General features: G+C 51.4%; 8 protein-coding genes (1 of these 8 running past the window's edge). 3 read left to right on the top strand and 5 right to left on the bottom strand.

Translation table 11 applies throughout. The annotated features are described in order from the left end of the window. The 3 genes from sdaAA to AWM70_RS03040 all read right to left on the bottom strand — a co-directional run. A protein-coding gene (sdaAA, locus tag AWM70_RS03050; RefSeq protein WP_068694260.1) for an L-serine ammonia-lyase, iron-sulfur-dependent, subunit alpha crosses the window boundary here: on the bottom strand, positions 1 to 576 show its 5' portion. Its footprint begins 291 nt before the window's first position; 576 of the gene's 867 nt are visible here — the first part of the coding sequence; it begins with the start codon at positions 574 to 576; its stop codon lies off the left edge, out of view. Continuing rightward, complete coding sequence (sdaAB, locus tag AWM70_RS03045; RefSeq protein ID WP_068694258.1) at positions 573 to 1,271, bottom strand: L-serine ammonia-lyase, iron-sulfur-dependent subunit beta; 699 nt, start codon at positions 1,269 to 1,271, stop codon at positions 573 to 575. Before sdaAB ends, sdaAA begins: the two co-directional genes overlap by 4 nt. 117 nt (positions 1,272 to 1,388) lie before the next feature. Beyond that, a complete protein-coding gene (locus AWM70_RS03040) occupies positions 1,389 to 2,987 on the bottom strand; it encodes an amidohydrolase (RefSeq protein WP_068694256.1) in 1,599 nt (532 codons plus the stop codon). 273 nt (positions 2,988 to 3,260) lie between these two features. On the opposite strand from AWM70_RS03040, the gene yhbH reads away from it, so the two are divergent. Next, positions 3,261 to 4,421 (top strand): sporulation protein YhbH, encoded by a 1,161-nt coding sequence (yhbH, locus tag AWM70_RS03035; protein ID WP_099093060.1) that lies wholly within the window; start codon positions 3,261 to 3,263, stop codon positions 4,419 to 4,421. A gap of 255 nt (positions 4,422 to 4,676) precedes the next feature. Beyond that, a complete protein-coding gene (locus AWM70_RS03030) occupies positions 4,677 to 6,167 on the top strand; it encodes a peptide MFS transporter (RefSeq protein WP_068694252.1) in 1,491 nt (496 codons plus the stop codon). A 178-nt stretch (positions 6,168 to 6,345) separates the two neighbouring features. Here the strand turns inward: AWM70_RS03030 and AWM70_RS03025 are convergent, their stop codons facing one another. Together AWM70_RS03025 and AWM70_RS03020 are read right to left on the bottom strand one after the other, a co-directional pair. Then, positions 6,346 to 8,673, bottom strand: coding sequence for a helicase C-terminal domain-containing protein (locus tag AWM70_RS03025; protein WP_068694250.1), 2,328 nt, complete (start codon positions 8,671 to 8,673; stop codon positions 6,346 to 6,348). A 55-nt stretch (positions 8,674 to 8,728) separates the two neighbouring features. Then, on the bottom strand, positions 8,729 to 9,247 hold the full coding sequence (locus AWM70_RS03020; protein ID WP_068694248.1) for an acyl-CoA thioesterase: 519 nt from the start codon (positions 9,245 to 9,247) through the stop codon (positions 8,729 to 8,731). Between the two features lie 169 nt (positions 9,248 to 9,416). Here AWM70_RS03020 and AWM70_RS03015 point away from each other — a divergent pair, with 169 nt between their 5' ends. After that, complete coding sequence (locus AWM70_RS03015; RefSeq protein WP_068694246.1) at positions 9,417 to 10,865, top strand: SpoVR family protein; 1,449 nt, start codon at positions 9,417 to 9,419, stop codon at positions 10,863 to 10,865. The last annotated feature ends 115 nt before the right edge of the window (positions 10,866 to 10,980 follow it).

Here is a 10,980-nt window from a genome sequence, read left to right as displayed (position 1 = left end):
GGCTGGTGTTCCGCCCCGCAGTTCCACCAAAGCCCCCGCCGCCATACCAATAGCGGAGCCAATTTCCGCCTGGCAGCCGCCTTCGGCGCCGGAAATAAACGAGTTGTTGGCAATCACGTAACCGATGGCACCGGCGGCGAACAGCCCGTAGACCATATGCTCGTCGGTCCAGCCGAACCTTTGTTGACTGCTGACAAAGACACCAGGTATAACTCCGCAGGAGCCGGCGGTTGGCGTAGCTACAATTCGTCCCATAGAAGCGTTCACCTCGGAAACGGCCAGCGCGTAAGCCATCACTTCTCCCGCCGCTCCGCCAAGGTTCATTTCCGACTGTTTCCCGTAATTGACTACTCGCTGCGCGTCCAGGCCGGTCAAGCCGCTCGGCGAAGTTGTATCTTCATTTAAGCCTTTATGCACGGCTTCCTTCATAACTTCATAATATTGAGCCATAGTCGCAAATTCAGCTTCAGGCGTACGTCCGGATTCCCGGCTTTGCTCTTCCAGCATCAATTGGCCGATGGTCATATTTTGGGTTTCACATAAAACTGCCAGCTCATTTAAGGTTGTAAAATTCATTTCTGTTCCTCCGTTTGGGTCTCCTGAGACAAATCGATGATACCAAGCGAAATCAAAGCGTCCATTTGGGAAATCCTCGCCAGGATTCCTTTCTTGATTTCGCCGTCAATTTCGACAACCGTCATGGCGTTGCCGCTTCTATTTTTACGATCTACCGACATATGTGCGATATTGGTGCCTTCTAAACTTAAAGCCTGAGTAACATAAGCAAGCACACCCGGCGAATCATAATGCTGAATGACAAGAGTCGGATAGATGCCTGTCATTTTGATATTGAATCCGTTGATTTCTATAATTTCAATATTGCCGCCGCCGATGGAAATTCCGGTCATCGTAACTTCGTTTCCGCCATTACGATCCGACAAAATCAATTTAGCCGTATTCGGGTGCCGGACAACACCTCTGCCTTCTTCAAAGGAGACTTCCAGCCCTGACTGCTTGGCATAATCAAGCGCCATCGGAATCCGTGGATCATCGGTATCATAATCCAGCAGACCGCCGACGATCGCCCGGTCCGTTCCATGTCCCTGATAGGTCGCCGCAAACGATCCGTAAAAGACTACTACCGCCTTCTCCGGCTGTTTGCCGTACAAATGGCGGGCCGAACGGCCAATACGGGCAGCGCCGGCAGTATGCGAGCTGGATGGACCGACCATAACGGGCCCGATAATTGAAAAAACATCTTTAAAACGCATATTCTCCAAGCCTCCGCGACAATACTGCCCATGGGTCGTAAACAATCATTCTTTGCAGTATGCCTTTTTCTTAAAATATGCTGGAAATCCTCCAGCCGTCCCCCTTATTATAGCTTTTTAAAGGTTGGCTGAATAGGCAATTTGTCCATTGACGACGGACATTTTTACCTTCACTTCCAGGAGGGCATCCACATCTTCAGTCAGGTCAGTTTGAATAACTGTAAAATCCGCAAATTTGCCAATCTCTATGCTTCCCCGTTCCTTCTCTTCAGCTACAGCAGCTGCACTTCCCCATGTAAAAAGCTCCAGGGCTTGCTGAAGCGTAAGCCGCTCATGCGGCAGATAACCTTCTCCCTGCTGTCCGGGTCTGCGTCTCGTTACAGCGGCATGGATGCCGAGGAACGGATTCAGCGGCTCAATCGGCGCATCGCTGCCTCCTGCACATACAATACCGGCTTCCAGCAGCGTTCTCCACGCATACAGGACGTCCTGACGATCCGGCCCCACCCGTTCAAACACCCAAGGAAAATCACTGGCCACGAAGCGCGGCTGGATATCCGCAATCAGCGGCAGCCGCTTCATCCGTTGAAGCAGGGAACGATCCAGCACCTGGGCATGAATGAAGCGGTCAGGCAGGCCGGAGGCCCTGCCGAGCGGAAGTTTCTCCATCGCGCCGAGAGTCAGATCAGCTGCCCCATCACCAATCGCATGGACGGCGATGGGGTAGCCGTGTCTGCGGGCCTTCGCTACCAGTTCGTGCAGCTGCTCGGGCGTCTGGATTGCCATGCCTTTGGTATCAGGAGCATCGCTGTACGGCTCCTGCAGAAGAGCCGTTCGGCCGCCGATAGCGCCGTCCGCAAATATTTTCATCGCGCCGATCCTTGTCCATTCATCCCCGCTGCCCGCCTTCACGCCAAGCTCCCTTGCTTCATCCATATATGCATGAAACATCAGCTGATGGGAGCGCAGCGCCAAACCTTCCTCCCGGAGCTCGCGATGAATTCTCAGCATCGTCTCTACGCTGCCAAGGAATCTCAGGTCCTCTGTATGCACACCGGTCAAACCAAGGCTAAGCGCATCGAGACTGGCCCGGCGGATAGCGGCTTTTTTCGTCTCATAATCAGCTTCCGGCTGGGCCTTCTCAAACGGATAACAGGCTTCTTCATAAATCCAGCCGTTAAAGCTCCCGTCCTCATGACGGCCAAACGCTCCTGAAGCCGGGTCAGGCGCTCCCTCCGGAATCCCCGCACGGCGAAAAGCCTCCGAGTTGCCCAAAAAAGCATGGAAGCAGGTTCTCGTCAGGAAGACCGGATGGCGGTCCGTCACCTCATCCAGCTCCTCCCGGCTCGGAGCCGCAGGCGGCGTGAATTCATTTTCGTTCCAGTTGAGGCCCGTGATCCATTCTCCTGGAGGTGTAACCGCTGCACGCTCCCGAATCAAGCCCAGCATCTCTTCTTTGGAAGCAACGCCGGTGAAATCAAGCATGCTCAGCTTCATGCCGTGCATTCCCAGGTGCAAATGCGAGTCAACAAGCCCCGGCAGCACGTAAGCGCCTTCCCAGTCTACGGTTTGATAGTCTTGACCGGACAGCTGAAGCTGCAAATCGGAAGCCTGTCCGATTGCTTTAATCCTTCCATTCTCCACATATATAGCATCTGCAGACGGATAATCAGCCGCAAATGGAAACATTCCGTTCTTGAATAAAATGGCCGTCATAAGTTCCACCTCTCCCTTATCATTCTCATACGCCAAGAGCCTTCCTTGATTATACCTCCGGCCCCCTCAAACAGAAAGGCAGCTTCTATACATAACAACATACCTACACGCATGTCATCAGCTGTCCTGCGCTCTCCTATTAATGAAGAAAGACAAAATTCATCCGGTCCCCGCGGCGAACTCCCTCACATATCAGACACTCTCGCGAATATACTTTATTTACAATCGTTTGATTGTCATAGGCTGTTGACTTCAACCGGGGAGGTGCCGCAAGTGTCGTCTTCATCTCGCAACTTTGTTGTTTCCCGCGAGGATTGGTCTTTACACCGGAAAGGATACCAGGATCAGCAGCGCCATCAGCAAAAGATTAAAGAAGCGATCAAAGAGAACCTTTCCGATCTAGTGTCCGAAGAAAATATTATCATGTCCGACGGCAAGCAGATCGTGAAAATTCCGCTTCGCAACCTGGAGGAATACCGGTTTGTCCATAACTTCAACAAACAGAAACATGTCGGTCAAGGGGATGGCAGCTCCGAGGTTGGGGATGTGCTGGCCCGAGAACGCCCGGGAAAAGCGGGCAAGCCCGGCAAAGGCGGAGAAGCCGGCGATCAGCCGGGTGACGATGTCGTAGAGGCCGAGGTTAACATCGAGGATCTGGAAGAGATTTTATTCAGCGAGCTGGAGCTTCCCCACCTGAAGGAGAAAGACAAACAAGAGGTCGAAACCGAGGCTATCCGCTTCAACGACATCCGCAAGAAAGGCATCATGTCCAATATCGACAAGAAACGGACGATTCTCGAAAATCTCCGGCGCAACGCCAGACAAGGCCAGCCGGGCATTCACGGCATATCGCCGGATGACCTGCGCTATAAGACCTGGGAAGAAATTGTTGTTCCCCGCTCCAATGCGGTTATTATCGCTATGATGGATACCTCGGGATCAATGGGTTCTTTCGAAAAATACTGCGCCCGCAGCTTCTTCTTCTGGATGACCCGCTTCCTGCGGAAGCAATACGAGAAAGTGGAAATCGTCTTTATCGCTCATCATACGGAAGCCAAAGAAGTGTCGGAGGAGGATTTCTTCAACCGCGGCGAAAGCGGCGGCACAATTTGTTCCTCCGCTTATCTCAAAGCGCTGGAGATCATCGACAGCCGGTTCCCGACGTCGAGCTACAACATTTACCCGTTTCATTTCTCCGACGGCGACAATCTGACTTCCGACAACGAACGCTGCGTCAAGCTGATTGGCGAGCTGCTGAAGCGAAGCAACATGTTCGGCTATGGCGAAGTGAATCAGTACAACCGCAGCAGCACGCTGATGTCGGCGTACCGGAACATCAAAAAGCCGGAATTTATGCACTATATCATCAAGGAGCGCGGCGAGGTTTATGGCGCGCTGAAGCATTTTTTTCAGAAGCAGGAGGTCGGGGTTTAAGAAGGACTTCTTTAAGGAACAGTTGGGTTAGGCCAAGGTTCGCCAACAAGGCGGGCCTTTTTTATCATGAATTCGAAGGATGTTGTTATTTCCTACAAAAGATGGGTATAAATACGGAAAGGCCTTCAGGAGTTTATCCAACATATACATACTGGTCAAACCGGCTTATAAGCGGTATAATTTCATTCTTTACTGCCTTCTATATTTAGGGGCAAATCCATCTATGTCTCAACAAAAGCATCAGGAGGTTAATTCATGGCAGAAATCACTAAAAAGGACATTGCCGAAAGTGTCCCGCAGAAAGGTTTTTTTGGACATCCTAAAGGGTTGTTCACTCTCTTCTTCACTGAGTTCTGGGAACGGTTCTCTTATTACGGAATGAGAGCAATCCTCTTGTATTATATGTACGACACCGTTATAAACGGCGGTCTCGGCATAGACCAAACTACCGCCTTATCCATCATGTCGATTTATGGCTCTCTCGTCTATATGTCTGGTATTATTGGCGGCTGGCTTGCTGACCGTGTACTTGGCACCTCAAAAGCAGTCTTCTATGGCGGTGTGCTTATCATGTTTGGACATATCGTGCTCGCCATACCGGGCAGCGTTGCCCTTTTCTTTGTTTCGATGGTGCTGATCGTGCTTGGCACAGGCCTGCTCAAACCAAACGTCTCCAGTGTAGTCGGAGAAATTTATACGCCGGAAGATCAGCGCCGGGACGCAGGCTTCAGTATTTTTTACATGGGCATCAACCTTGGCGGCTTCTTGTCACCACTTATTGTAGGTACGCTTGGCGAATACAACTATCACCTCGGTTTCGGAGTAGCGGCCGTAGGGATGTTCCTTGGACTTGTGGTCTTTGCTTTAACCAAGAAAAAATTCCTCGGCTTGGCAGGAACCGTTGTAGCCAACCCGCTTGCAGCAGGCGAGAAAAAGAAAGTATATACATGGATCGTCGTTGGAGTTCTTATTGTGGCGATTTTGGCTTACATCGGAATTGTGACGAAACTTCTCACCTTTGACCGGTTCATTCTGCTGGTCGGCATCCTGGGGATTATTATTCCGGCCCTTTATTTCCTGGTTATGTATCATAGTCCCAAAACTTCGCGTGTAGAGCGTTCCCGGATATTGGCTTATATCCCGCTCTTTATCGCAGCCGTTATGTTCTGGGCCATTCAGGAACAAGGTTCTACCATTCTGGCGGCTTACGCCAAAGAAAGGACCCAGCTGGAGTTTGCAGGCATTACGCTTACCCCTGCCTGGTTCCAATCGCTGAACCCGCTGTTCATTATCATTCTGGCACCTGTATTTGCCTGGATCTGGGTCAAACTCGGCAACCGGCAGCCCTCTGTGGCTAAGAAATTTTCTCTCGGGCTTTTGTTCGCGGGATTATCTTTCCTGGTTATCCTGCTCCCGGCTTATTTCGGCGGAAGCGACAGCCTGGTAAATCCGCTGTGGCTCGTGCTCAGCTACCTGATCGTCGTGATTGGCGAGCTTTGCTTGTCGCCGGTAGGTTTGTCGGCTACGACCAAACTGGCTCCGGCAGCGTTCTCTGCCCAAACGATGAGCTTATGGTTCCTGACCAACGCAGCCGCTCAGGCAATCAATGCCCAGGTCGTCAAGCTGTATTCGCCGGAATCTGAAATGGCCTATTTCGGTATTATCGGGGTTATCTCGATTGGACTTGGCTTGGTGCTGTTCGCCATCTCTCCGATTATTCAAAGAGCAATGAAAGGCATCAAATAAAAGCATAAAAGCAGCCCCTCTATTAAAAAATACCGCTTTGAAATGCAGCAAAACCAACCATGGCCCTGATGAACAGGGCCATGGTTTTTGTTTTATATCAGGAGCATTAGGAAGCATGGCGAATCCAATTAGATCCCATCAGACACCGGCAGCATCCGGTCCAGTATCCGCTTCAGCTTCAAATCGAAGCCGGATGAACCCGCTTATATTCCCGCCACTCCTCAGGCAGCAGAGAACGGTAAGGCTCTTGGGCAAACCGGTCATCCACCAGCACCAGCACCCCTTCGTCCTGCTCGGTCCGGATCAGCCTTCCTCCGGCCTGAAGCACCTTGTTCATTCCCGGAAAGATATAAGCATAATTAAACCCGTTGCGTCCCGTCTGATTAAAATAATCCCGCAGCATATTGTTCTCAAGCCCAATTTGCGGCAGACCGGTGCCGACCACGATTACGCCTCCGAGCCGGTCACCGGGAAGATCCACGCCTTCCGAGAAGACGCCGCCCAGTACGGCAAAACCAAGGCGCGTCCGCTCAGGGTTCGGCTGGAATCCCGACAGAAACGTTTCCCGCTCCTCCTCCGACATGGAGGACTGCTGCAGAACGACGTCCACGCCTTTCCCTTCTTCCTGTACATACGTATCGTATACTTCCTGCATAAATGAATAAGAAGGGAAGAAGACAAGCAAATTGCCGCCGCTCCTCTCCTCGCAAACCTGCTGGAGCAGTCTGGCGATCGCCCTTTTGGAGCTCTCCCGGTCATTGTATCTGACCGACAGCGGAACAAGCCGCACATCCAGCTGTTCTTTACGGAACGGCGAAGGGATGCTGAGCGTGTAATCTTCTTGATCCGCGCCAAGCATGTCCCGGTAATAGCTCATCGGAGACAAAGTGGCCGAGAAATAAATGATCGAGCGGTAACCTTTGCCGGCCTGGCGGAGCAGCTCAGAAGGATCGAGGCAAAACAGCTTGATTCGGAATTCGGTACGAATGATTTCGGCATAAGTTAAATAATGGTCATCATACAGCTTGGCCATGCGGATAAAATTTTGCGCCATAAAATACGTGCTGAGCAGCTCTTCCTGAGCTTCAAGACTAACCTGGGAAGCCGCCCCCGCCCCGTTTGCAGCCAGTTCTAGTTCAGCAGTCTCCACAAATTTCTCGAGCTTTGTGATCAATTCCTCGGGCAGCTCGGCCTGAATGATGCGGCCTTCGCTGCTGCAGTTGTTCTTGACCGCAGCCAGGAAGGAGTTGACCTCCCCGGCCGCTCGGGAAAGGCCCTCATTTGCCGCCTTATATTCGCTTTTGATGCTCAGGAACACCGATTTGATCAGCTCTGCGGAAAACATGCTGCGGCCTCTGTCAACCAGATTATGGGCCTCGTCCACCAGCACGGCCGTTTGTTTCTTCTGCTCCTCGAACAGCCGCTTGAGGGAAACACGCGGATCAAAGATATAGTTGTAATCACAAACGACCGCGTCAGCGGCGTAAGCGATATCAAGCGAATATTCGAACGGACAAACCCGGTGCTTCCGGGCGTAAGCCTCAATGACAGGCCGGGTCATCATCGTCTCATTCTCCAGAATATCCAGCACCGCTTCATTGATCCGGTCATAATAACCTTCGCATAAGCTGCAATGTCCGGCATCACAAGCTTCCTCTTCTTTAAAGCAAATCTTGTCTTTGGCCGTGATCGTAACCGAGTTCAGATGAAGACCTTGAGCCTGCATCCTGGCAAAAGCCTCTTCGGCCGTCGCCCGCGTTGTGGTTCGGGCTGTTAAATAGAAAATTTTACGAATATGGCCTGCTCCCATGGCTTTAACGGCCGGGAACAAAGTCGACATTGTCTTCCCGATGCCTGTCGGCGCTTTGGCCATCAGCCCTGCACCCTCCTGGATCGTCTTGTACACCGCCCCCGCAAGCTTTCGCTGGCCGGCACGATAAGACGGAAACGGGAAAGGAAGCGTCTCAATCGATCCGTTCCGTTCCTCTTCATGCCGTCTCAGCATTTCCGCATATGGCGCATAAGCAGCAATGACCTCAAACGCATAAGCCTCCAGCTCCTCAAAAGCCTGTGAAACGAGCAGCTTCTTCTGTTCTCCGCTTCCGGTCCGCACGTAAGTGAGCTGAACCTGCATGGACGCCAGACCCTCCGCCTTGGCATACATGTAGGCATACATTTTCCCTTGGGCCCAATGTACCGGAAGACCGTCCTCCAATTCCTGCAGCGGCACTGCCGTAGATTTGATCTCGTCAATCGTCCATTGACCATCAAGCTGGATAAGGCCATCGCAGCGTCCCTCTATCTTGAACAGCAAATCCCCATAAGGAATTTCAGCGGACAGAAACAGTTCCTTCTGATCCGTCTCGGCATAGGTCTTCTGAATGCTCTGATGAATCCGGGTGCCTTCCTGCATCGTGGCATTAGTCCGGAAGCCGCCCGTGATGCTGCCGCTCCGGTAGACATACTCGACCAATGGCCTGACGGAAATTGCGATTTCGTATGACAAAAAAACTTCACCTGCCTGACATTTTCAACTTTCTCCTGTTTCCTGCTGGAGCTGTTTATTCCCAAGGATAATCCGTTGTCAGAAATGAAGCCAGCTCCCGGCTGGCCTCGCGGCGGTAACGGCGCTGCTCCGCCCGGTCCGGAGCGGTCTGGTGCAGCTTGACCTCTTCTTCCGTCTCCGGAACGATGAGCGGCACCTGCATTTTTTGATCCTGCTCGTCAAACGCCACAAACGTCAGAAATGCCGTTGCGGCAATTCTTTTGTCACCGGTTCTCAAATTCTCGCGAATGACCTTCACAAAAATCTCCATCGAGCTGTGCCCTGACCAGGTCACAAACGCCTCCAGCAGCACCGAATCCTCCGGAGCGATGGGGTGCAGAAAGTCGACCGAGTCGGTCGAGGCTGTCACCGTGTTCGCCCTGCAAAATTTAGCCGCCGCAATCGAAGCAATGTCGTCGATATAAGCCATTAATTTTCCGCCAAACAAAGTATTGTGATTGTTAACGTCACTTGGAAACACTCTCGCCGTTTTAAAACAGCGGGTTTCTCTTACGAACTTTCGGGTCCGCTCCATATCCTTCGCTTCCTTCTCTCCTGTTTGCTGCCGGTCAGGCAGTCTTTGACTTCACGATTATACTACATTTCCTCATTTACACCGAATGGGAGCAAAGGCTTTGTCATGATCAAGGCTTCCCGTCCATAAACATAAATAGACCAAATAAGTCCTTACGGAGGGATCAAAAATGATTCAGGATGACATCAACCTGTTGGAACGGGCGATCGATCAAATCACCGAAATAGCCGAAGGCTTCGGTCTTGATTTCTACCCTATGCGTTATGAGATCTGCCCCGCTGACATCATATACACCTTTGGCGCTTATGGCATGCCGACACGTTTCAGCCACTGGAGCTTCGGCAAAAGCTTCAATAAAATGAAGATGCAATACGATCTTGGCTTAAGCAAAATTTATGAACTCGTCATCAATTCAAACCCCTGTTATGCCTTTCTGCTCGACGGCAATTCGCTCGTTCAAAATAAACTGATCGTGGCCCATGTGCTTGCACACTGCGACTTCTTCAAGAACAATGTCCGCTTCTCCGCTTCCAATCGAGACATGGTAGAAAGCATGTCCGCTACGGCAGAGAGAATCGCCAAATACGAATTAGCCTACGGGGCCGAAAATGTTGAAAAATTTATTGATGCCGTCCTGTCGATTCAGGAGCATGTTGACCCCCAAATCATCAAACCACGCAAGCTAGATAAACGCCGTTATATGGAACAGAAGATCAAAGAAGCCAAACAGGAAAGCAAAGAACCGGCCTTTGAAGGCGAATACCATGATTTATGGTCGCTGGATGAACGCAAAGCCTCCCAAGCGGCTGCCGATGACCCTGAAACAGCTCGTATTCCTTTCCCGCCCGAGCCTGAAAAGGATTTGATGTGGTTCATTCAGGAATATTCCGAGGTGCTTGAGGATTGGCAGCGTGACATCATGACGATGCTGCGCGATGAAATGCTGTATTTCTGGCCGCAAATGGAGACCAAAATCATGAACGAAGGCTGGGCTTCGTATTGGCATCAGCGGATCATGCGCGAGCTGGATCTGACAAGCGAGGAGACGATCGAATACGCCAAGCTGAATTCGTCTGTCGTCCAGCCGTCCACCCAAAGTTTAAATCCCTATTATTTAGGTCTGAAAATCTTCGAGGATATCGAGCGGCGCTGGGATAAACCGACCGAAGAGGAGCAAAGCCGGCTTGGCCGCAAGCCGGGCAAAGGGCGGGAGAAAATTTTTGAGGTGCGGGAACTGGATATGGATACCTCCTTCCTCCGCAATTATCTGACCAAGGAGCTTGTCAGAGATCTGGATCTTTATGTGTTTGAGAAGCAGGGGCCGGAGTGGAAAATCACCGACAAAACCTGGGAAAATATCCGCGATCAGCTCGTATATTCCCGCGTTAACGGCGGCAGTCCTTATATCGTCGTTACAGACGGCGACTTCAAACGCACCGGCGAGCTGATGCTGCAGCACCGTTATGAGGGCATCGAGCTGGACCTGAAATACCTGGAGCGAACCCTGCCCTATGTCTATACGCTGTGGGGCCGTCCGATCCATTTGGAGACGGTTGTCGAAGGTCAGAAAGCCATGTTCAGCTACGACGGCAAAAAACATTACCGCAAAATGCTGTAGTTTTTTTAGCCAAGCGGTAAACCTCATTCCCCCTCCTCCATCCTTCAGCTCACCTCCGTTTCGGTTTGAGCCGGAGGATTTTTTGTGTGATATAATATAGGCCTACTCTTGTTTA

It is taken from the genome of Paenibacillus yonginensis, assembly GCF_001685395.1.
GTDB classification, from domain to species: Bacteria; Bacillota; Bacilli; order Paenibacillales; family Paenibacillaceae; genus Fontibacillus; species Fontibacillus yonginensis.
This window is presented reverse-complemented; position numbering and strand designations above follow the sequence as displayed.